19 protein-coding genes are annotated in these 23705 nt (G+C 44.7%); 2 read left to right on the forward strand and 17 right to left on the reverse strand.

Features of this window, described 5'->3' with window-relative positions:
• Positions 1-115 precede the first annotated feature (115 nt).
• From AC1U9Z_RS01300 to AC1U9Z_RS01315, 4 genes are all read right to left on the reverse strand, one after another.
• Positions 116-1522 carry a biopolymer transporter Tol gene (locus tag AC1U9Z_RS01300; RefSeq protein ID WP_479955407.1) on the reverse strand — a complete coding sequence of 469 codons (1407 nt, stop codon included), beginning with the start codon at positions 1520-1522 and terminating at the stop codon, positions 116-118.
• Positions 1523-1669: 147 nt separating this feature from the next.
• Positions 1670-3049, reverse strand: coding sequence for a biopolymer transporter Tol (locus AC1U9Z_RS01305; RefSeq protein WP_479955409.1), 1380 nt, complete (start codon positions 3047-3049; stop codon positions 1670-1672).
• 59 nt (positions 3050-3108) lie between these two features.
• Positions 3109-4545: a sensor histidine kinase gene (locus AC1U9Z_RS01310; RefSeq protein ID WP_333530918.1), complete on the reverse strand. Its 1437-nt coding sequence runs from the start codon at positions 4543-4545 to the stop codon at positions 3109-3111.
• Entirely contained in the window at positions 4526-5200 is a 675-nt protein-coding gene (locus AC1U9Z_RS01315; RefSeq protein ID WP_333530707.1) for a winged helix-turn-helix domain-containing protein, read from the reverse strand. The genes AC1U9Z_RS01310 and AC1U9Z_RS01315 overlap by 20 nt, the downstream gene beginning before the upstream one ends.
• 225 nt (positions 5201-5425) lie before the next feature.
• Here AC1U9Z_RS01315 and AC1U9Z_RS01320 point away from each other — a divergent pair, with 225 nt between their 5' ends.
• Entirely contained in the window at positions 5426-6016 is a 591-nt protein-coding gene (locus AC1U9Z_RS01320) for an HD domain-containing protein (RefSeq protein WP_333530708.1), read from the forward strand.
• A 73-nt stretch (positions 6017-6089) separates the two neighbouring features.
• Here the strand turns inward: AC1U9Z_RS01320 and phoU are convergent, their stop codons facing one another.
• The 7 genes from phoU to AC1U9Z_RS01355 form a co-directional block, all read right to left on the reverse strand.
• Complete coding sequence (phoU, locus tag AC1U9Z_RS01325; protein WP_333530919.1) at positions 6090-6746, reverse strand: phosphate signaling complex protein PhoU; 657 nt, start codon at positions 6744-6746, stop codon at positions 6090-6092.
• 19 nt (positions 6747-6765) lie between these two features.
• The gene (gene pstB / locus AC1U9Z_RS01330; protein ID WP_479955412.1) at positions 6766-7524 is read right to left on the reverse strand and encodes a phosphate ABC transporter ATP-binding protein PstB; all 759 of its coding nucleotides are present in this window, start codon (positions 7522-7524) and stop codon (positions 6766-6768) included.
• 18 nt (positions 7525-7542) lie between these two features.
• The gene (gene pstA, locus AC1U9Z_RS01335) at positions 7543-8427 is read right to left on the reverse strand and encodes a phosphate ABC transporter permease PstA (protein ID WP_333530710.1); all 885 of its coding nucleotides are present in this window, start codon (positions 8425-8427) and stop codon (positions 7543-7545) included.
• Complete coding sequence (gene pstC, locus AC1U9Z_RS01340; protein ID WP_333530711.1) at positions 8424-9356, reverse strand: phosphate ABC transporter permease subunit PstC; 933 nt, start codon at positions 9354-9356, stop codon at positions 8424-8426. The genes pstA and pstC overlap by 4 nt, the downstream gene beginning before the upstream one ends.
• A gap of 251 nt (positions 9357-9607) precedes the next feature.
• Positions 9608-11695 (reverse strand): DNA topoisomerase III, encoded by a 2088-nt coding sequence (locus AC1U9Z_RS01345; RefSeq protein ID WP_333530712.1) that lies wholly within the window; start codon positions 11693-11695, stop codon positions 9608-9610.
• A gap of 135 nt (positions 11696-11830) precedes the next feature.
• Positions 11831-12622 (reverse strand): NRDE family protein, encoded by a 792-nt coding sequence (locus AC1U9Z_RS01350; protein ID WP_479955414.1) that lies wholly within the window; start codon positions 12620-12622, stop codon positions 11831-11833.
• A 35-nt stretch (positions 12623-12657) separates the two neighbouring features.
• Positions 12658-15207 carry a PEP/pyruvate-binding domain-containing protein gene (locus AC1U9Z_RS01355; protein ID WP_479955416.1) on the reverse strand — a complete coding sequence of 850 codons (2550 nt, stop codon included), beginning with the start codon at positions 15205-15207 and terminating at the stop codon, positions 12658-12660.
• Between the two features lie 434 nt (positions 15208-15641).
• On the opposite strand from AC1U9Z_RS01355, the gene AC1U9Z_RS01360 reads away from it, so the two are divergent.
• Positions 15642-16424: a respiratory nitrate reductase subunit gamma gene (locus AC1U9Z_RS01360; protein WP_479955417.1), complete on the forward strand. Its 783-nt coding sequence runs from the start codon at positions 15642-15644 to the stop codon at positions 16422-16424.
• A gap of 344 nt (positions 16425-16768) precedes the next feature.
• On the opposite strand, the gene AC1U9Z_RS01365 is transcribed toward AC1U9Z_RS01360, so the two are convergent.
• The 6 genes from AC1U9Z_RS01365 to AC1U9Z_RS01390 all read right to left on the reverse strand — a co-directional run bounded on the left by AC1U9Z_RS01365 (position 16769) and on the right by AC1U9Z_RS01390 (position 23667).
• Positions 16769-18058 (reverse strand): TerD family protein, encoded by a 1290-nt coding sequence (locus tag AC1U9Z_RS01365; protein ID WP_479955418.1) that lies wholly within the window; start codon positions 18056-18058, stop codon positions 16769-16771.
• A gap of 3 nt (positions 18059-18061) precedes the next feature.
• Positions 18062-19465, reverse strand: a complete 1404-nt coding sequence (locus AC1U9Z_RS01370) for a protein kinase domain-containing protein (protein WP_479955419.1) — start codon at positions 19463-19465, stop codon at positions 18062-18064.
• 5 nt (positions 19466-19470) lie between these two features.
• Positions 19471-20721: a PP2C family serine/threonine-protein phosphatase gene (locus AC1U9Z_RS01375; protein WP_479955420.1), complete on the reverse strand. Its 1251-nt coding sequence runs from the start codon at positions 20719-20721 to the stop codon at positions 19471-19473.
• Positions 20722-20782: 61 nt separating this feature from the next.
• Positions 20783-21442, reverse strand: coding sequence for a vWA domain-containing protein (locus tag AC1U9Z_RS01380; protein WP_479955421.1), 660 nt, complete (start codon positions 21440-21442; stop codon positions 20783-20785).
• A gap of 235 nt (positions 21443-21677) precedes the next feature.
• A complete protein-coding gene (locus tag AC1U9Z_RS01385) occupies positions 21678-22937 on the reverse strand; it encodes a TerD family protein (RefSeq protein ID WP_479955422.1) in 1260 nt (419 codons plus the stop codon).
• A 43-nt stretch (positions 22938-22980) separates the two neighbouring features.
• Positions 22981-23667, reverse strand: a complete 687-nt coding sequence (locus tag AC1U9Z_RS01390) for a TIGR00266 family protein (protein WP_333530721.1) — start codon at positions 23665-23667, stop codon at positions 22981-22983.
• Between the last annotated feature and the right edge of the window lie 38 nt (positions 23668-23705).

The following is a 23705-nucleotide window of genomic DNA, read 5'->3' on the forward strand; positions in this document are numbered from 1 at the left end:
TTTGTTGAATAAGAACAAAACGGGTTCAGGCTGGCCTTATGCAAAACGCTTATGCAATAAGGCCAGCCTGAATCCTAAGTGCCATTTATGTTAACCTTATAAAGCAGTTTTTAGTTTATCCCCTATACCAGGACAAAACACTTTCGTAGGATGTAAATCCATAAAAACCGAAGTGATCCTCCTGACCAGAGACTACTGGAGCAAATATCTTTTCTGGTTGTCCACCGTCAGCCTTCATCTGCCAAAGAACATTGTCTTTCACATATAAAATATGACTGCCATCCTTTGACCAGATAGGCTGTATGATCCCCTTCCCCGCCTCTGGTATGGCACGCGCATTGGAGCCATCGGCATTGGCAATATAAAGTGTCCGTGAGGCAATCCAGGCTGACAAGTCCCCGGACTTTTTAAAGCCCCAAACATCGCTGCCAAGATTCTTGGCAGCAACATAGGCTATTCTTTTGCCGTCCGGTGAGAATTGTGGGTCAAGTGCCACGCTGCCGCTGGGGTTGGGTAGGTTTTGTACCTTCCCTGTTTTGATATCGACAGTTGCCAGACTTTTGTCTGACCAGACAATACGTCCCCCACCTGCCACGGTTAGAAGTTTCCCCTGGGGTGAAATTGACTGCCACCCTTTGTAGGTTAAACCAGATGTCAGTGATTTAGGCTCAGCTTCAGACAACAGAAGACTCCACAGGCCAACACCGTCTGCCGCGAGGGAGCCACTATGGACAGGTATCAGCCAATAGAGCAGACCCTTGCCGTCATTGTGCCAACCAGCCAACATGATGCCGGCATCCGGGGTGTGCAGGTGTTTAACGGGTTTACCACCGTCAACCGCCACAGTAAAAAGCAGGTCATCCATATTCCAGGGTTCCTCAGCTTGGAGGGTAACATTATAGGCTAAAGATTTGCCATCCGGTGACCAACTGAAGCTGGGATATTCACCGGGTGTCCGAACGAGTTGCTTAGGAGTCTGAACGAATTGCCGTGGTTCACCCTCTGTGGGCACCAACCAAAGACCATCTTTGGTACTTACAGACAGCCTATTCGCAGTGGGTGACCAGGAAAACTTTCCGGACCTAACGGTTCCGGGCAAGCCTTGAACTTGATGGGCCTGGGAACCGTCCTGGCGTACCAGCCAAAGGGGTCCGGTCATCATATTCTGGTCTGTTATCTGAAGAAAAGCCAACCATTCGCCATCATATGACCAGGTTGGTTCAGCAGCCATGCCAGTGTCCGTCAGTTGTTTTAACTCTCCGGTGCTGCCATCAAGATGATAGAGTAATCCCTTCCAGATGAAGGCCAGCTTGCCCTGTCCCTTAAAGGCAGCGGCATTTACATCCGGGAGATCTTGAGGGGAGGATTTTTGCTGCCTGTCCTTGGATTCAACCTGGGCCACGGCATCTAACGGTTTGAAGTGCGGCAGGTCTAAGGGCTGGTTTAACCAGACGAATGCAGCAATCACGCCGCCAATTGCCAATCCCGTAATAATCGGCCGGGTAAATTGTTTATTCTTCATGCTCTCAACCTCCTTACCCCGGTTAGAACACATTAATTTTGCAATCCGGTTACCAGATATTAAGAAATGGTTACAGGTTGCGGATGTGGGGCAATTTTGGGGATGATCAGTCTAATAGTAAGGCCTTGTCCCGGGGGAACTAATATTTTATCCCCTATACCAGGACAAAACACTTTCGTAGGATGCAAATCCATAAAAACCGAAGTGATCTTCCGGCCCAGAGACGGGAGCAAATATTTTTTCTGGCTGGCCACCTTCAGCCTTCATCTGCCAAAGAACATTGTCCTTCACATATAAAATATGACTGCCATCCTTTGACCAGATAGGCTGTATGATCCCCTTCCCCGCCTCTGGTATGGCACGTGCATTGGAGCCATCGGCATTGGCGATATAAAGTGTCCGTGAGGCAACCCAGTCTGATAGCTCCTCTGGCTTTTCAAAGCCCCAAACATCGCTGCCAAGATTCTTGGCAGCAACATAAGCTATTCTTTTGCCGTCCGGCGAGAATTGTGGGTCAAGTGTCACGCTGCCGCTGGGGTTGGGTAGGTTTTGTACCTTCCCTGTTTTGATATCCACAAGGGCAATATTTTTGTCCGCCCAGGCAATACGTCCCCCGCCTGCCACAGTTAGAAGTTTCCCCTGGGGCGAAAGGGATTGCCACTCTTGGTAGGTTAATCCGGTTGTAAGCGGCCTAGGCACAGTTTCACCCAGTGGCAGGGTGTATAGCTCAACACCGTCCGCTGCAGTGGAGAGACCATGGCCAGGTATAAGCCAAAATAGTAAACCTTTGCCGTCGTAGTGCCAACCAGCCAGTCTTATGCCTGCATTCGTATGCAGGTGTTCAACCGGTTTCCCACCATCAACCGTCACAGTAAAAAGGAGGTCATCCATATTCCCTGGTTCCTTTGCCGGGAGGGTAACATTATAGGCTAATGATTTTCCGTCCGGTGACCAACTGAAGCTGGGAAATTCACTAGGAGTCTGAACAAACTTCTGTGGCTCACCCTCTGTGGTTACCAACCAAATACCATCTTTGGTACTTACAGATAGCCTATTCGCAGTAGGTGACCAGGAAAATTTCTGGGACATAACGGTTCCGGGCAAGCCTTGAACTTGATGAGCCTGGGAGCCGTCCTTACGTATCAGCCAAAGGGATCCAGTCATCATATTTTGGTCTGTTATCTGAAGAAAAGCCAACCATTCGCCATCATATGACCAGGCCGGTTCAGCAGCCATGCCAGTGTCCGTCAGTTGTTTTACCTCTCCGGTGCTGCCATCAAGATGATAGAGTAATCCCTTCCAGATGAAGGCCAGCTTACCCTGACCCCTAAAGGCGGTGGGATTCACATCTGGAGACTCCTGGGAGGATAAATATTGTTGCCTATCGTTGGACTCTGCCTGGGCCACGGTATCTAATGGTCTGAAGTACGGCAGGTCTAAGGGCTGGTTTAACCAGATTAATGCAGTAATGATTCCCCCAATTGCCAATCCCGTAATAATCGGTCGGATAAATCGTTTATTCTTCATGTTCTCAACCTCCTTACCCCAGTTATAACACATTAATTTTGCAATCCTGTTACCAGATGTTAAGAAATTGTTACAGGTTGCGGATGTGGGGCAATTTCAGGAACAATCAATTTAACCATGAGGCCTTTTCCCGGGGGAGATGCAAATTCCAGCCTACCCTGATGCAGCCGCAGCACTTCCTTTACAATGGACAGGCCTAGGCCTGCTCCTCCGCTGTTCCGTTCCCTGGCAGCGGCTGGCCGATAAAACCTGGTTCCCAACTGGGCTAAAACATCCAGCGAAACACCTGTCCCCGTATCTTCAATGACAATATGAACATAGCCTTGTTTAGTCTCCATTCCCAGGCGCACTTGACTGCCGATGGGAGTGTAGTAAACGGCATTACTTAGTACATTAACGAAAGCTTGATGCAGCCAATCCGGGTCGCCTTCAATCCATAACTCTTTATCTGCTTCTATCTCAAGCTTTAGTTGACGTGCCACAGCCAAAGGTTTAACAACCCAAAGGGCCTCCTCAATAAGGTTTGGCACCCTTATGGGGAAGCGATTTAATTGTAATTCTGGATTATCCAGTCTGGCCAACTGTAGCAAACTGTCCACTAAACGGCCCAGGCGTTCAGTCTGGCGTACAAAGGCATCCATTTCTTCCGGTTTGGGTACTGATTCCTGCGGCATTCCCTCTGCTAAGGCTTGCAGTGATGCCAGGGGAGTGCGGAGTTCATGGGCAGCGTTAGCCACAAAGGTTCGCCGCTGTTCATCCAATTTTGCTACCCTGGCAGTCATTTGATTAAAGGCCTCCGTTAAAGATACGATTTCCTTGCTGCCGGACACGGGAACCGATTGCTGCAATTCACCGTACCGGATTTTCTGTATGGCATGGGTTAGTGCTTCCAGTGGCCTTGACATGGTTCCGGCAAGAAAGATTCCGATACCGGCAACAATTAAAGATAATACCCCGCCGAGGAGCCATAGACGCTGTTTTAGTAGTGCATACTCCTGCCGCAGGGCAGCTAAATCTTGTATTAACAGTAATCTGCCGGAGGTTTTGCCGGCAATTTGGAGGGGTGCAGAGGTATAAGCGACCCAACTCTGCCCGGTATCGTAAATTTCAGCAGCTTTAACATCTGGATCCTTTAGTTTGGGTGGGACCTGAAAGGGTCGGCCACTTAGGCGAGCATCACCATAACCATCCACCCTCACCCGATCGTCCGGTCCCAGCCAAATAACCCGGCCATTGGCAGCCAACCCTAACTGTTGGGCGGTCTGGGCAGGATCAAGCGAAGAGCCTAGGGAATCAGCAAAGGCAGTGGCTACCCCAGTAATGGAAGAAAGGGCCTGTTCCTTTTGGGCCGACATGGAAATCGTCATGGCAGTTTGCACCGCCAGGCCAGTCAAAAGTGCGGTAACTACGATGGCCATGACAGAGTAGCTAACACCTAAACGCCAACGAAGGCTGGTAAAATTATCAATGATTTGCTTATACTTTTGCCAAAACATAGCCAACACCAAACCTCGTTAAAATTATTCTTGGATTAGCTGGGTCCGCCTCTATTTTCTGGCGCAGACGTCTCACATGCACATCTACTGTTCTCAGATCCCCGGGAAAATCGTAGCCCCAGACTGTTTCTAATAAGTTAATTCGCGAGAATACTTGCCCCGGGTGCCTGGCTAACTGTATCAGCAGGGCAAATTCCGTGGGAGTCAAAGAAATTTGCTCATCATCCACCGTAACCCTTTGCTCATTGATATGAATCTGTACCCGACCATTACCAACGGCAACGGTCGATCCTTGATACTGCCTATTCGTCCGACGCAGTATGGATCGAATACGAGCAACCAACTCCCGGCTGTTAAAGGGTTTTGTTACATAGTCATCGGCACCAAATTCAAGACCTAGTATTTTGTCAATACTGTCATCCCGGGCTGTTAGCATGAGGATGGGCACATCCGAAACCTTACGAATCTCTTGGCATACCTCCAAGCCGTCTTTAACAGGAAGCATTAAATCCAGCACAACTAAGTCCGGCATAGCATCCCGAAAAATTGTCAAAGCCTCGCCGCCATCCCCGGCGGCAACCACCCGAAAGCCAACTCCAGTTAGGGTATTGCTTAGCCCCCTAACTAGATCTTGCTCATCATCCACAAGGAGCACGAGGGGACTCGTCCTTTCCCGTTTACTATGCTTGTTCAGATCAAATATTTTTCTCTACTCCTTTATATTTACCTATGTTTAAAACTATTTCATAATAATATTCTATCTTACCGAAAGCATTCGTCCAACCCCCTGATTAAAGGGGGGTGGCTCCATTGTATTTTTGCACTACAATTCGTGGTATAATGGCCAATGTATAATGTTAACTTATGGGAGGTCCTATCAGTGGTTAATGAGAGGTTGTCACAACAAATCAAGTTTATCGTAGAGATTGATAAGCTCAAACAAATCCTAAGACAAAGTGTAATTATTGGTAGTAAGAAAAACGAAAACGATGCGGAGCATTCCTGGCACCTGGCGGTGATGGCAATTTTGTTGTCTGAATATGCTGCCCAGGAGATCGATGTCTTAAAGGTGATTAAAATGGTTCTGATCCATGATCTGGTGGAAATAGATGCAGGTGACACATTTTGCTATGATGAGAAGGGTAATTTAGATAAGGAAGAAAGGGAACAAAGGGCTGCTGAGCGAATTTTTAATCTTCTGCCAAAGGACCAAGCCCAGGAAATTTATGATCTTTGGCAAGAGTTTGAAAACATGAACACCCCGGCTGCTTGCTTCGCAGCCTGCCTGGATCGTATGCAACCCTTCATTCTTAATTACCACACCAACGGTCACACCTGGCAAAAACCAGGCGTAAACAGCACGAAGGTCTACCAACGTGCGGCAGTTGTTAAAGAAAACGCACCGATCCTCTGGGAATTTGTTCAAGAATTAATCGAAGACGCCATAACAAAGGGCTACCTCATTCGCTAAATAAAATGGGGTCAGGCCTTGAATAATTCGCTTAGCAGTAAATAAGGGAATTATTCAAGGCCTGACCCCGTTCCTAGTTCATTTCCTCCCAATAGCCTGTTATCAAAAAGACTACCTCCTCACCAATATTGGTAGCGTAGTCTGCGATACGTTCCAGATAGCGGCAAACAAGCAATAGGCTGGTTGCCTGTTCAATGCTGGTGGGATCCTTCTTCATAAACTCAATTAATTCTTCAAAGACTTCCCGAAAATAATAGTCCACATCATCGTCGTAGCTGCACATTTTTCTTGCCTTGGCTTCATCAAGATTTACATAGGCATCCAGGCCATCCTTAACCATCCGTTGGGCCAAATGTGCCATTTCATGTATTTTTACCAGGGGTTTAATTAATCTTTGACCGGAAAGCCGTAAGGTTACCTTGGCAATATCAACGGCAAAGTCCCCCATTCGTTCCAGACTCATAATAATTTTAAGCCCTGAAACGGCGAGTCTTAAATCCTTGGCGATGGGCTGCTGGGTGGCGATGATTTTAATAATGGTATATTCAATATCATTATATAGTTCGTCAATGCTGTCATCATTTTCGATAACCCCCCTGGCTAAATCGGTATTTTGTTTAGCTAGGGATTCCACCGAGTCGTAAATCGCTTTTTCCACGAAACTTGCCATTCTCAGAATATGTTGCTGCAAATCCATGAGCTGACGATCAAAGGATTGACGTGTTGACATGGGCATGCTTTTCCTCCTTTTAACCGAAACGGCCAGTGATGTAATCTTCCGTACGTTTATCCCGCGGCATGGTAAAAATACCCTCTGTATGTCCTGATTCAACCAATTCACCGTTAAGGAAGAAGGCGGTTGTATCGGACACCCGGGCTGCTTGTTGCATGTTATGGGTTACGATGACGATGGTATATTGATTTTTTAGCTGCGTGATTAATTCCTCGACCTTAATGGTTGAAATAGGATCGAGGGCGGAGGTTGGTTCATCCATCAGCAATACTTCTGGTTCCACAGCCAAAAGCCTGGCCACACATAATCGCTGCTGTTGTCCTCCTGAGAGACTCAGTGCACTACGGTGCAGGCGGTCTTTAATTTCCTCCCAGAGTGCTGCTGCCTTAAGACTTTGCTCCACGATTTGGTCAAGTTTCCTTTTATCCTTTAAGCCGTGAATACGTGGTCCGTAGGCAATATTATCATAAACCGACATGGGAAAAGGATTAGGCCGTTGAAATACCATACCAACTCTCTTACGTAAATTCACTACATCTTCATCGGGCTGGTAAATATCTTGACCATCCAGCAGAATACTGCCCTCCAGCCGTACGCCTGCAATTAAATCATTCATACGGTTTAAGGTGCGCAGAAAAGTAGATTTGCCGCAACCAGAGGGACCGATTAAGGCCGTAATATGCTGTGGCTTGATATCAAAATGAATATCTTTAAGTGCCTGCATATTTCCGTAATATAAGTTTAGGTTTTGTATATCAAATTTTGCTAAAGCCATGCCATTCCTCTTTTCTTTTTATTGACCAGTTAGTTTATTGTGAATTCTACGGCCCAGCCATCTGGCTGAAATGTTAAAGAATAAAACCACTAAAATTAAAATTGCTGCGGACCCATCGGCCACCCTTCGAACATCGGGAATTAAGCTTTCCGAATTCACCTTCCAAATGTGCACCGCCAGTGTTTCAGCAGGCCGAAAGGGGTTCCAGGGCGAAGCGGGACTGGTAATGTCCAAGTTGGTAAAGTTAAGGGGCGGGCTGCTCATGCCGGCGGTAAAAAGCAGTGCCGCTGCCTCCCCAAATACTCGACCGGATGTAATGATGATGCCTGTCATAATACTTAAAAAGGCTGAGGGCAGTACCACCTTACAAATTGTTTGCCATTGGGTGGCACCTAGGGCCAGGCTGCCTTCCCTAAGCTCCATGGGTACATTACGAATCGCTTCTTCCGATATGCGAACCATCATTGGCAGATTAATAACCGTCAGGGCCAGTGCCCCGGACATCAGGGTATAACCCCAGCCTGTATAATTGACAAAGATTAAAAGTCCAAACAAGCCTACCACAATGGATGGCAAGGAGGTAAGGGTTTCGATGCTTAGTCGAATCGCTTCTGTGACTTTTCCTGGTTTGGCAAATTCAGCTAGATAAATACCGGCCAATAGACCGATTGGAATCGTAATGAACATGGTTAAAAAAAGTAAATAAAACGAGTTAAAGATTTGCGGTCCAATGCCACCACCCGCAGCCAGCCCCCCAGGAGGACTGGTAATAAAGGCCCAATCAATTGAGCTTGCCCCATGATAAAGAATGTAGCCAATTAATCCGGCAAGAATTAGCACCACAACCCCTGCGCCGGCATAAAAGAAACCCGTGGCGATACGGTCAGCAGTCTGTGCCCTCAACAATTAGCCCCCCTTTTGGCAATGATTCGGATCAGAAGAATAAAGAAAAACGACATAAGCAATAAAATGGTGGCCATCGACCAAAGAGTATTGTTCCAGAGAGAGCCAACCACGGTATAACCCATATCCATGGTAATGCCACTGGTTAACGTGGTCAGCTGATCCAATAACGACTGGGGAATTTGTTTGGTGTTTCCGATCACCATTTGTACCGCCAACGCTTCACCAAAGGCCCTGGCCAAGCCCAGAATGACCCCAGTAAACAAGCCAGTTTTGGCGGCAGGAATAAGAATCAGCCGAATTGTTTGCCAGCGAGTGGAACCAAGGGCATAGGCTGCTTCCTTTAGGTGGGACGGCAGTGACCGAAGGCTATCTACACTAACACTGACGATGGTGGGAATGATCATCACCGATAGCACCATGACCCCCGCCAACAAACTAAAACCAAGCCCCCCAAGATATTCCCGAATAAAAGGCACCAGCACACTTAAGCCAATATAACCATACACCACCGAGGGAATGCCTGATAAGAGTTCTATGCATGGCTGCAAAAGGCGTTGCCCCCAGCCAGGGGCAATTTCCACCATAAAGATGGCGGTAATAAAACTTAAGGGTGCACTTATTAAAACCGCCAGCATAGAAACGGCCACCGAACCAAAGATAAAGGTCAAGGCACCAACCCTCGGGCCACCTTCTTCCAGTGTTCGATCAGGGAACCATTCTGTGCTAAAAAGAAATTCTTTCAGGCTAACGTTGTTTATCAGAAAGGTCGAGAGCCCTTTAGAAGTTATAAAAACCACGATGGATAGGGTTAAAACAATTACCAGTAGAGCACACAGGAAAGATATCCTGCGACCCAATTGGTATCGCTGTTTTTTTGGTTTGATGCCCTTGGTTAATACCACTACCGTTTCAACCGTTTTCCCCATATTGTTGCCCCTCCGTAAATGCCAAAGATCTTAAAGTGAATCACTTCGTTCGCGTCCTTGGTGACCTTCATCTCTTTAATCGGAATATAACCAAGTGTACAAGTTAATCATAACGATTGTTTGTTAAGATTTAATTAACCCCTTGTAAAGAATGTGGTAAAAGATTGTTAAGTTTAGATTAAAAAGGGGTCAGGCCTTGAATCATTCACTTAGCAGTAAAAAAGTGAATGATTCAAGGCCTGACCCCGGGTTTATGAAAAGTCGAAGGAAATTTTGCCATTTTTCAGTACGAGGGCTGCGTCGAATTGTTTTCCTGTCTTTGAGGAGATGAATCCTTTTACTTGTACCTTGCCGCTCGTTAATAAAGATTTGGCTTGTTCGGTGGTAATATTTTGCTTGAGAATCAATTTACCAAAGGAAAAGCTACAGCCTTCGCGGAAGCCTGAGCAGCCGTAGCTTTTGGGGTATTCTAAAACATCACTGCCGCACAAGGGGCATTTGCCAATGATCTCTCTGGTTTGCTGCTGATTAGTACCCTTGGTCTTTTGTTCTTTGGCCAGTTCAACGATCTTTTTAGTTAAGCCAACAATCCGAGTCATAAAATCACCGGGATTGACTTGTCCTGCTTCGATGTCTGCCAGGGCCTTTTCCCATTCGCCGGTCATTTGTGGACTGGAGACTATTTCTGGCACCAAATCGATGAGGGTTTCGCCCTTGGGGGTTGGTATTAAAACCTTCCCTTTCCTCTCTAGATAACCTACCTTTATTAACCGCTCAATGATGGCTGCCCTGGTGGCACTTGTTCCCAGGCCATGTCCCTTCATGGCATCCTTTAAGACCTTGTCCTCTACAAACCTTCCAGCCCCTTCCATCACTGCCAATAGTGTTCCCTCCGTATATCTTTTGGGAGGCTCTGTTTTCTTTTGTTGCAATTCAGCTTTATCTACCGTAACCTGCTCACCTTTGATTATCGGAGGAAGCAGTACCTCTTCATCCGTTTTGGACAGTTCTTCCCCCTTTGACGGAGTTAAAACTTCCTTCCAGCCGGGGCTCAGTTCAATCTTACCGGAGGTTTGGAAGGTTTCAGTGCATACGCTAGTGGTAATCTTTGTCTGTTTGTATTGGGCAGCCGGGTAAAACATGGCCAAAAATCTGCGTGCCACCAGATTATAAATTTTGGCCTCATTGGCGGTTAGCTTGCTGCTTGGCTTTACACTGGTTGGGATTAAGGCATGGTGGTCGCCAACCTTTGCGTCATCGATAAATCTTTTGCCCGGCTTGGGGGCGGATTTAGCAAAGGCCACATAACTTGCATAGCCGGACACAGACTCCAGGGCAGCTAGCCTGGCTGGTATTGTCTTAGCCAATTCTTTGGTTAGATGCTTAAACTCCGTTCTTGGATAGGTCAGTAATTTGTGCTTTTCATATAATGCCTGGGCTATTTCTAGGGTTTGGCTGGCGGTAAAACCAAACTTTTTGTTAGCTTCCTTTTGTAAATCATTTAGATTAAAGAGTAAAGGCGGTGGTTCTGACACATTTTTTTCCTCTGTTTTGGTAATGGTACCAACTTGGCCGGTAATCTTCTCTTTAATGGCGAGACCATCGGATTCTTGCTCAAATCTGTTTAGGTTTTTATTTTTATACCATTTACCCCGATAGATCTGACCACTTGCTGTAACGAAATCGGCATATAGCTCCCAATAGGGTACAGAAGTGAAATTTTTTATTTCCTTTTCCCTGGCTACAACGATCCCCAGGGTTGGGGTTTGCACTCTGCCGATGGAGTATAAATCACCGTGCTTTTTGGTAAAGGCTCGGGTGGCATTAATTCCGATCAACCAGTCCGATTGGGACCTGGACTCAGCTGCTGCCGCCAATAAATCCTTCGCTTGGCCGGGTAAAGGATTAGCAAGTCCCTTTCGGATGGCCTCCGGCGTTGTTTCTGATAGCCAAAGGCGTTTAAAGGGTCTGTTGTAGCCTGACAAATGCAAAATATATCTAAGAATTAATTCCCCTTCTCGCCCGGCGTCAGTACCTGCTATTAACTCAACGTCAGGCCTGCTGAGAAGCTGTTTGACTATTTGATATTGTTTAATTGTGTTGGGGTTTGGCTTTAGTTTAAAGGAAGTTGGTATGATTGGCAGGGTCGACAGCTGCCATCTTTTAAGGTTGGGTTGATAATCCTCTGGTTCGCATAATTCCACTAAATGACCAATGGCCCAACTAACGATGTGCCGTTCACTTTCGAAATAACCATCCCTTTTTTCAAAGCGGCCCCCTATGGCATTTACGATATCCCTTCCCACTGATGGTTTTTCCGTAAGAATAAGCTGTTTCATAGTACCCCCAAGAATCTTTCACCTTTATTGTACATGAAAAATAAAAGCACTCCCTGCAGAGTGCTTGATGTTATCAATATTTACTTTACCTTGGCTGGCTTGATCAGTCAAGGTCCGTTTTTACCCTACAACACGTTACGACGGATTATTCTCTCGCTGCTCCTCAATATCAAACTCGAAGAAAACATCCTGCCATTTACTGGGATCTTTCTGAACGAAACTGCGCTCCCAGTACTGCACATGGTCATGGTGATCCACCAGTACAACCGTAGAGCATTTGGTTCCGTAGAAGGAACTTACAACAAAGGCTGGTGACATGATACGCTCCCACTCCAGGCTTAAGCCAGTTTGGGGTAATCGATGATCCTCCGGTTGCTCCCGATCTGCCATTATGGCAAACAACTGCTCTTTATTTATCGTTTGACTTTGCAGGCAGTCTGCCAGGGCTTTCTTCCCTTTGCTTACCTTGGGCCATGGCACATCAAGAAAGCTATTGCTAAGGCCATGGATACCGCTATCTACTTTACGAATAACCTTTTCTAAATTGGAGTAGTAGTAGATTCCTTTCGTGCTTCCCATGAGGAGGTTAAAACCATTAAATTCCGTTACTCCACTGCTTATGCTGTTTATATAGTTTTCAGGAGAAACCGCTCCGCTAAGATATTGATAAACCAGATGTCCCCGTGATGGGGCCTGGGAGTTAAAACGGGCAGGATCCCTGTAATTAGTCAAGGAGGAAAAACGACCGGTGGTGGTGAGACCCAACCAGGTCCCTCCTTGTTCTAAATCTTTCCCCGCTAGGATTACTTTATGGTCATCCCAAAAGGCAGCAGGCCTAGTGGGCCGACCATAAAACTCATCCCTGTTGGACGCCAATACCAGCCGGTATTGGGGGTGACAATTAGTGGCAAAAAGTATCAGGCACATGGCTACCTCCATAAGTGAAAAATCGCCTACATTGTTTACCTACACAAAACCTTCTGTGTTACAATGTCTGAAAAAACTTCCATTCCCTCTGTTTTGGCAATGTGGATTACATCGGAAAACGGGGTGCTTTGGGGCAAAAAGTAACCCAACAGGTTTTCTTTTTCTAAAATACGGTTGGGATTAAAGATTACATTCTTATGTCCATTAAATATTGCCACATAAAAAATTCCCGTTTCCACCAGATCCTGAAAAAAGTGACTGCCATAGGATAGTTCAGGCATAAATCCTTCATCGACGGATGCCACTTCGCAAATAACCGACATATTGCATAACTCTGTAAAGTGTACTGGTATCCCTAAGGATGGTGTTGTGGTTCCCCACCTGCCTGGTCCCAGCAGCATAACGTTTTTCTCTTTCAAAACACTGTTAATCATACCAATCTGTCTAGCAATCGTGTATTTGTTCTGTTCATTAAGTTTTAGGTAGGACTGTGCACGAACAAAAACAACAAAATCAATGGGCAAGCGCACATTGCCACCCATGAAATTTCCCTTGGTGGTAAAGAAACAATCCTGTTTATCTGCCAGCTTGGGGATTGCAACGGATTTACCTAATCCTCTTGTCTGTAAAGGACGGCACTGGAGAAGATTAACCTTAAAGCGATGGTCCTTTGTAAAATTCGCTGTAAACTCAATATCTACGGGGTAATCATAAACTTTAGACAACAAAGCAAGCATGTCTCTCATAACCTTGGGTAATTCTGTATCGACAAGTAATTTTTGAAAATCTAGAACATAGGGTACTGTGATGTCGGTATAGCCAAGTTCACGCAGGCTATTTACCCTCTTGTAATCGAAATGGCCAAATAGCTCTTTATCTACCTTTAAATCACAGGCCATAATTTCTTCCAAATTTGTGGTCTTTATAACGTTTTCTTTTAAGGAAAGTGTATCAACATAATGCTGAGAAAATTTATTTTTATCTTGGTAATTCATTGGCGGGATGCGCAAAGGATTATCGAGACAGACAATTCTCACATAATCGCCAACATTTCTGTCCACTGCCCTTGTACCAAGTCCAAAGACTAGGCGAAGCATCCCCGCGTCCATATCTACGCTTTTATCCCAGACATATAGATTTGAAGAGTTTCCGACACCCGCAGCATGGGGAAAGAAATTTTGTTCATAGTAATCCCCGGAAACGCGCTGAACCAATATCGCCATCTGTTCATCTTTCTCAAAGAGTCCTCTATTCATCCTGTAGGTAAGCGCGTCCTCATTCATGGTGCTGGCATAAACGGTGCGAATAGCCTGTTCAAAAGCTTCATAGCGTTCTTCCGGGGTGCCTTGGTTCACACAAAATACACTATCATATTTGCCCGCAAAAGCGTTGCCAAAGTTGTCCTCAAGCAAGGAACTTGAACGTACAATAATCGGAGATTGCCCAAAGTATTCTAATAACTGAATGAACTGCTCCTGGATGTTTTCTGGAAAACTACCATGCAATATTTTTTCTTTCAGCTCAGGGGCATATTTAAAGTAGCCTTCTTTCGTTTTTTGCTTTGTCCAGAGTTCCCAACAGCCGTTTTGTACAATATAAGTATAAAAAATATCGGAGCCAAGATAATACGAATCATGATGCTCCATAAAAGGAATAAAACGCTCCCCACCATCATGCTCTAAAATTTTTCTGGCCAATAGCATCCCTACACTTTTGCCGCCGATAAAGCCAGTTCCTACCTCTCTGGATGCTATTGCCAAAATATCCTTTAAGGTAAAGTATTGGTCGCACAATTCCAACATTCTTGATTCATTGCCAATCAGCATGGACATTAAAAGTTGTTTCGTTTTTTCCTGCTGCTCAGGCCGGTGCTTAAGATCTTCTTTAGCCTTGTTAAGTACAATCTCCCAATAATCAAGCCATTCCCCACCGCGATTGATACTGGAAAACAATTCAGCTGCCTGGGAACTGGCCGTGATGCAGACAGCCTCCTGACCTTGTATTAAATGAGGGAAAAACATCGTGGGGGAATAACGCTGCCAGGCCTTAAGGGGGTGGATGTAGTATTTATGATTTACCTGGTATAAATCAAGCAGAAGCTGTGTCGTTTCACGGATACCAGCAATGGTACTGTAGGTATGGGTATTACGGATGATGGCAAAATAGGCAATGGCATCCAATTCATATAAAAATGGACAGGTAACTTTAAAAAAATTACCAATCATTAGATCGGAATACCAATATTCTAGTAAATCGGTCAAGCAGTCAAAAACGTATAGGGTTTTTTTGTCCTCCTGTTCAATCAGGCTTCGTACAGCAATGGCAAAGCTTTCAAAGCCTTTTTTAGCCTCAACGGAATAAATTTTTATATCTGAGCTGCCATTTAGCAACGATTTATGTTTGCCAAAGCGAATATAGATTACCTTTCTTTTATCCTGCATAGCCTGTGCGACATAGGGCTCAACCATCTTTTTGTAATCTGATACAGAATCCACCTGCCAAACAACATTGTCTCCCAACCTAAGTTGGTCAATTATTTGATCAAGACCAGCCATACCTGTACTTACCCTATCGTGCATAACCATGGTTGGTACCTCATTTCTACGTAATTTAACCTCTCTTGTTGCTCAGCTGCGATACTTCTTATTCGGCAGCAATTGTTCAGAAGCTAAATAACTTACATAAAATATATGCACCAACGACATAGTCCTTCATAAGCCTCAGCACCTTTATAATATTTTAAGAGTCAATTGTGCTCATGATTTCAAATTATGTTATTTCAGAAAGTATTGTATAATTCGGTATTAAAATTCAAAAAACCTCTCTTTTGTTGTAGGCAATTATTAATAAAGGCTAGGATTTGCCTGTTTTATAACATCGATGGTTTAGGTTTAAAAATTTGGACTTCATATCTGACTAGGCTGAGGCAATAATAAAAAAGTATAAGAGAGACAAGAAAATAGCTAACAAAATATGAATCCGTTGCAGCCCTTTTTTCAATAAAGGAGGAATTCGAGCAATGATCACTTATTTTATTATGCAGGTGCTGCCCTATATTTCCATAACAGTTTTCGTCATTGGCCTGCTTTACAGACTGGGCAGATGGGCCAATGCTCGTATCGTCCATGCTATAACCTTAACCCCGGCACCTACTACAGAGGCAGGTGCCATCCTGAACATTGTCAAAGAAGCAACTTTTTTCAGCAGCCTCTTTAAAAGTGATCGAGCTCTTTGGGCTGGGGCCTGGATTATGCACATGTCTTTGTTTTTGATACTGGCGGGTCATGTACTGGGTATTGGATTACTAGGCAGACAATTTGCTTATATCGGACTTACCTCTGAGGAAACCAGCGAATTACTGTCAACCTTGATGGGAACTTTTTTTGGTATGGTGCTGCTGATTTCTTTGCTCTATCTCTTATACCGTAGGATAAGTATGAATGAGGTTAGAATCATATCAGCCCCCAGTGATTATATGCTGCTGCTGCTCTTAATCGGTATCGTTCTAGCCGGTAACCTAATGCGCTTTGTTCCCCAGTGGGGAATTCATTATGAACCGGTTCGTGATTATGTTGCCCGATTAATCACCCTTGCTCCTATTACCAGTGAAATGGAAGTAATGAGTAAGCCAGCTTTAATGATTCACATCCTTTTGGTGCAATTACTTATGCTAGTATTTCCCTTCAGTAAGCTGCTTCATTCTGCCGGCATGTTTGCCCACCGCTATATTATTAATCGTCCCATTGTAGAACCAGCACCTGGATTGCCGGGGTCTCAGGACAAGGTGCCGGAAGAGAAGTAACAAATGAAGGAATTTAAAAGGCACACCAAAACGAATGGGTGTGCCTTTACTTAAGCTCAAAAATTACATATTTATTCTGTTAACTTGGCGAAGTTATGAAGTAAAGGCTTCGGGTTGGTATATAATCCCTTGTCTTTTTTGGTGTTTGCTACATGACCTTATGACCGATCAAAGCATAATATAGGGAACGACAGCATAGGCAGGTGATAATTGTGAGTGAGACTCTAGCAATCGCATTGGTAACGTCCTTCGTTCTTAAGATGATGATCACACAACGCCTAGATATTTTTAAAATAACTAAAAACCGCAGTAAACACCTTGATCATCTTATTAGACGTTAACAATTAATCCTTTACTTCTAAACCGTATTTACGGCATAAATAAGCTAAATCTTCGCGGTAGCCGGAGCCAACCGCAGCAAACTTCCATTTCCCTTTATATCTATAAATTTCTGCTGCTATTAACGTTGTTTCAAGCATTGTCTGGTCATTCATTTCAAAACAAAATAATTCTTTGCCAACGGCAGCGTCTTTTGCTTTGATAAAAACCCGGGACATTTGAGCAAAGCCTTGCCGTCTCTCTTTTCCTTGATAGACCGCCAGTGCAACTATAATCTTTTGCTGTTCCGGATGGATCTTTGAGAAATCAATAATTATCCTCTCATTTATACCCTCTGCAGAATTGGGGCCAAGCAACTCCAGACTTTCATCCATCGTCCTGCGGTTACCATAGAAGATAAAATCCTCATCTTTTAGAACCTTTTCTCTTTCTCCCAGCAGGAAGGCAACTACATCAACTTCGATATGGTCGCTTATCCTACTTTTCCACCCCAATTCAAAGGTAATTTTGGTTGGGGAGTTTTCCGCAACCAGATCAACCCGATGACCTTTTTTTAACTGCTTAGGGTGTGTATTTTGCTGCACTTTTTGTAGCATCTCCGTACTTAGTTTGTTAGGCTGCGGAGCAATAAAATTTTCATTTGCCGCTCCCTTTGGTGACCAGATGATTTGTCCGTTATGGATATCGCGACCTTGAATTCCATTGACCGTACTACTAACAGCAATTCTTCGAATAAATTTAGAAACCATCAAAAAACTTCCACAAATAATCGAATTCTCCAGTAGTGGTTCAATCTTAATTGTTGTCTCAGAAAGTCCAGGACCTATATCTTCTGGTTCAAATTTAATTCCAGCGACCTTAGATATAAGCTTACAACGAATCGGCAATCGTAACCTCATTTTAAAATGGAGAGTTTGGCCATGGGGCAACTTGCCAAAATTTAGCGACAAGGGGTAATCCCAATCACCTGATTCTTCCCCGAACCCAACTACCTTCCCTTTTACCTCCACATTTTCTATGAGGGTACCGTATTTAGGGTCAGTCATGATAGCCGCTTGACAAATATCTTTCGTTTGACCTTGGGTAGCCTCTACCTGCAGGTTTTTAAGCACAACCCCTCGACAGTTGACCCGCACCACCGGACCCGTTCTTGACCAAATGGTTGTGTTGTTACCTTCGATAATTGCTGAATGGTTAAGAATGGCCGGCCCTTCATACTCCCCCGGACGAAGTTTAAGATAACCCTTTGGTTGCAGTTGGTTAATTTGATCTTGTAAATTAATTGTACCCACCATCCTTTAAACCTTAAGAAACTGCGTTAGCAGCAGACGTCCTCGGGGGTCGGAAGAAAGTCTAATCTGTAAGCCCTCTATAAGTTTAACATATTGACCCTTGGCAACATTTCTGTGTATGCCATTATCAATAATCGTTAAATTCATTTCGATATTATAGAGATACCATTCGTAATTATGATACACAAAGTATCCCTGAGGAGTTTTATCTACATTCTCCCCCGGCCAAATATTGTCAAATACGTGCCATTTGTATAGGTATAAGCCATGCCACACCACTAAACGGTGTTTTTCATTCAAAAAATTACCCGGTTTTCCAGGCTGCTCCCTGTAAAAATGCAGTGATGGAACATAGGGTGCTTGGGGCTTTTGTTTACAGAAGGGGCATGTATAATTTGTGGACTTAGACAAGACAAACCATTTCATTTCACAGCCACAAGGATAAATTAAGTCCGTAGTTCTCACTAAGGCAGTTTCCCAATCCATTGCTGTTGGCCGGTTATCCGGCATATGGAGCGAAGAAACAAAGGACTGGGTGATTAATTCAGAAAGATAGGGACCTAAGCATTCATAACCAGTTGCTAGCCCCTTGGGCCGATTGGATTTATTTAAGGGATGCTCTATGAAAAGGGCATTTTTACCCATTGATAGCTTTTCATCTTCTTCTGCAGATACGGTGGAGTTGACCTTGGGACCCCTCAGAGGATGTCGAAACATTAATGTTTGGTAAATCAGTACAGCCAGAGCATGAAGATCCGTCCGAATAGAAGGCTCAGCAGTCCCCATCATGACCTCTGGCGCAATTAATCCCGGGGTGCCGGCAATTTTAGGGGGGTGTAGCCCAGGTACCACAAGTCCGTCAAGATCAATCATGACAGTCATGCCGTTAACAGGGTCCCCTAGAAAGTTATTGTAAGAGAGATCGGAGTGGGCTAGCCCCGCTGAGTGAAGGCGTCTTGTTGATCGAGCCATGGTGATAGCCATTTGTAAATGGCCTAGCCAGGTTCCCCTTTCTTCTTGGGGTATCAGTTTGCGGCTTTTGGGATTGACAAACCAACTCAATTTTTTCTCTGTTCCGTCATTGGTAAAGAAATTCTTGGGATAAATGGGCACCCGAACACCAAGCTTGGGTGATACCACAAGACCATCTGGCCAGCAATAAAGTTTTTTCCAATATTCACCGGATCGGGTATCCAAGGTGGGGTTGTACTTTTCCACGATATTAATAATACGTTCCATTCTTTCAGGGTCCCTGAGATCGTCGTCATCCTTATAGAACTTGATAACAGATTTTCTGTCGGCAGTGAAATGAACAACTCCTTCACTACCCTCTCCAATGATTTCAGGTAAATACGCTACCCTCGTACCATCGGCCAACTTTGCCATGAGCTTGTTTTTATTTTTTGCCATGGGTATTACCTCCTGTGGAGAATCACCATCGTTCTGTCATCAAAGGAACCCCTGCGTTCGTAAGATAGCCATTTGAGCAGATTCTCGTTGGGTTTTGCCGAGCTAATAAGCTCTTGATAGACACTTTCAAACATCTTCGGCATAATGGTTTCCGGGGGGAAAAAATCATCGGACACCCCATCGGTCATCACAGCTATGGCATCTACAGCGGGCTTTATTGCGAAGAATACTTTGTGTTCCAACTCATTTTCAATACCCTTGGTAGTAATAAATTTTGTTTCGCTGGCAAAAACCCCGCTATCCGCTTTCCCTAAAATAGAAACATTACTACCTCCGTGCCAGATAGCAATTAGCCCATCACCAATTTGGATGCTTGCTATCATATTTTTTCCCTGCCAGTGGTGGTGAATTGCTATTAGAATGGTCGTGGATAGTAGGTCGAAGGTGACGCTTCTCTTTTTTGCTTCATCTTTTACAGATTGAATAATCCGTTGTACGGTCTCGATAAGAAACCGTTTTATTTGTAAAAGATCAGATTCCTTTGGTATCGCTGAACCTTCATTTTCTTCTATGATAAAATTCTCTAGGTAGGTCTTGAGGTGCTCAACCGCCATGCTGCAAGCCATTTTAGCTCCTACTCGGGATAGGCGATAGGAACCTGCCCCATCTGCCGCTGCTAGGATGCTCCAGCCATTTTGAAACCCGAAATCAAAGGAATCGTCCCTGTGACTTCCTTCATGGGCATGTGTCTTACCCCTACGGCTGGCTGCAGCCACTGCCCAGCCATCTTTTCTTTCCTGGTAGCCGGACTCTTCGATTTCTACCCAATCTTCCTTATCCGTTGGCTCAAGGTTCTTCCACTGAGGCGTTACTTCCTCTGGCCTCTGTGGCATTTGGCTTTCCGGTTCTTGGTTTGATTTTATTAGAAATAATTTTATGCCATTTATTCTAACCTCTATGGGTCTCAGCGGCTGTGTTGTTTCACCAATCATTATGCCTTGCGTCGTTCCCCATTTATTTATGATCCTTACTGAATGATCATGGCAAGTAAATTTTTTCTTTGCCTCAACTAAAAATTGGTTCATATCAATTTGCCCTGCATTAAATCGATCAATTAATTGTTGCTGCTCTGGGTCCTTGGCCTGAATGATGATACTATCCTTCGATTCTAAAATGGAGAAATCTAATTTTTTTACTAGAAGGTTGCGTATTTCCTCTAGTTTTACTGAATCTTTAAAATGCTTCTTTAAATCCACAACTTCACCTCCTAATATCAAGGAGGCCCCCTGCTGCTGCAAGAGGCCCTATGCTTAAAGGTTAGGGAATGATTTGAATAGTCGGAGGAGGTGCAGGTAAGTTTGTTGGTTGATCGCTATCTTTGGTGAATTTAATACTAGCTTGTTTAACCGATTGAGAAACCCAGCGGAAGAACTGTCTGAAGTCATCCGGCTGGTATGAAGTCATTATTAAAACAATCTCAGTAATCTTCTTAAGGGTATCCTTGTTCACATGGGGACCGCAACCAACCGCAACGATATTGGCGAGTTTACCTGCTTTTTTCTTGATTTCTTGGGCGATGTTTTCCCAGTTGTCGGTTGGCTCTCCGTCTGTCATAATGAATACGAGAGGTTTATAGTCACCCTTTTGGGTGGGTGTGGATTTACGCACTTCGGTTTCCAGGCATTGATTTAAAATGGACAGAGCTTCACCCAAAGCGGTAGTTCCGTTGGCTTCAAGGAGTGGTTCTTTAAAGGAGGTTAATTCGGTCAGTGGTATATCTTGCCTGGCATCGCTGGCAAAGGTGATCACCGATATAAATGCTGTCTCAATGGCCTGGGGTTCTTTTTTCAGTTCAGAAATCATGTACTTAACACCCTGTTTAACAGACTCGATGGGTTCTCCAAACATGGAACCGGAACGGTCTAGGAGTAGATAAACAGGTAATCTACGGGATGCACCTTCCACTTCGTTAAACATATAAAATTACCCCCCTTGGAATTTTTTTGTTTTAGTCCCAGCCTCGCAGCAACATCCTCAAGTCTCGGGTCTGCGGCATAAATGGCTGGATCGTCCTTGCCAGACCGCTTCACATCTGCCGTCTCTTCGTACATTCATCCACGCATGTATCTGACACAGAGAAGCAATTCCTTGGGCCGATCCTTTTTCCTTTTAAAGAACCGGAATCCTCTTGTCAGAGCACCCGATTGCTATCTTAATCCTTGGATCCCGCTTTCCACCGGAGACCCCACTTAAATGCTTTATCCATTTCCGAGTGTCCAGAGAAGTAGCGCACAATACGTTCAATGCTAAAGGTCTCGTTCTTGACGTTTTCGATGAGGGCAATGGCACACATGATTTTCCGATTATCGTGTTCATCCATTCTTACCACGATGTCCGGCCCCCCCGGTTGCTTAATGGTTACAATACCATCTGCTTCCGCCCAGTTGGCAACGCCATCATAGATGAAAGCAAAGACGAGGATTCTCTTGAATTCCGGTATGTGGTCGCCATTTATTCTCAAGTTTTCGCCTGCTGAAGCTGCTCCGGTTCTGTCATCCCCATCCAATGAGATGTATGGGAAGCCATGATAATTGCCAAAGCTTTTTCCCAGTGCTTGGATTACTCCTTTATCACCGTTTCTCATTTCTATTAAACAGCCAAGATCTAAGTCAACGCCACTGCTCCTGCCACCAAAGATCGAACCCAATAAACCAGTGGGCTTGCCAGATTTTTGATTCCAGTTTAGGTTGATTAAGATTTCCCCTAATTGGTTGTTGGCCTTTTTCTCAAGGCTGATCTTATCACCTTTCTTTTTAAGTTCAATCTTAGATAGATTGAGTTTTTGCTTTGGCTGCTCCGCCGGCGGTTTTGGTAGATCGATGGTTGGTGCCGATTCTTTCTGGGCCTGGTTTGCTGGTTGATCAGATACCGCAATACCAAAACCACCACACAAGGCAGCCAAGCCACCTTGATAGCCCATGGCAATGGGATTGAATTTCCACTCCCCATTATGCCGATAGATTTCTGCAACGACGATGGCTGTTTCGGAATGGAAGCCTTGCTCCACATTAAAACGTAAAATTTCTTCTTTTCCCTGATTCATTAATCTTATGTAAACTTGAGGCACTTGTCCAAAGCTATGACCTCTTTTGGGACCCTCATAAATCGTTAGGGTAAAGGCAATTTTCTGTACATCCGTGGGAACTTGCCTAAGATTTACGACTAGTTGTGTTTTATCCGGTGTGTTAGCGTTTTCTACTGATACCGCACCACCACGTCCCTTTGGATTACCGTAAAAGATAAAATCTTCATCGCTTCTACATTTTCCATCTTGTTGAAGCATAAAAGCTGCACCATCGATTTCAATGCCAGTCTGATTTGTTTGCCAACCCATTCCAATAACGACTTGCGAAAGACCAGGATACCTCTTTGTAAGATCCGTCTTTTGCCCTTTCATTACGGTCAGAGACATGAGAATCACCCCTTATCTTTAGTAGTTAACCTACGTTAAGGAATTAAGAACTTCTTGAGTTGGGCAGGAATCTTCTGATCCAGCTACCAAAGCCTCGTGGGTTTCTTGTTTGGATAATAACAGGACCAGGCCCTGTGAATCTGCAGACTAGAGCCTCGCCAGACGTAAAGGAGGAGATCCAACCCTGTGATGCCTTTTCAATGGTGTAATGCATATAATCAGGCCAAGCAACCAAGTGGCTATTGTCCACGATGAAGGATTGACCTGGATCTAAGTTAATGACATGGATGCTGCCATAGGTGTTAATAAATACGACTCCTTTTCCGCTAACCTTTACCACAAAGAAACCTTCTCCCGAGAAGAGGCCTTGGGAAAGGTTTTGCATCTTGGTAGATACTTGCAGACCCGCAGAACCTGCTAAAAACCCATCCTTTTGAACCACTAGGCTGTAGGTACCATCTAGCTCAACATCCAGTAAGTCCCCAGGGATGGCCGGTGCCAAAAGCACCTCCCCAGGTCCCCTGCGGGCAGTTAGTGTTTGAAAGAAAAAACTTTCCCCCGCTACCATTCGGGCAAGTCCCCCTAAGAAGCCTCCGTCCATTTTTCCTTCAACATCTACGGTGGTAGACATACCAACCATGGCATCTGATTCTGCTTTAATTGTTTCTCCCTGTTCTAAATTAACTTGTACTAATGGATACGCACCTTGGTATAATATCTGATACTTCATATTTAAAACCTCACTTTTGGCAAGTTAATAAGCACACG

Source organism: Desulfotomaculum sp. (genome assembly GCF_982386235.1).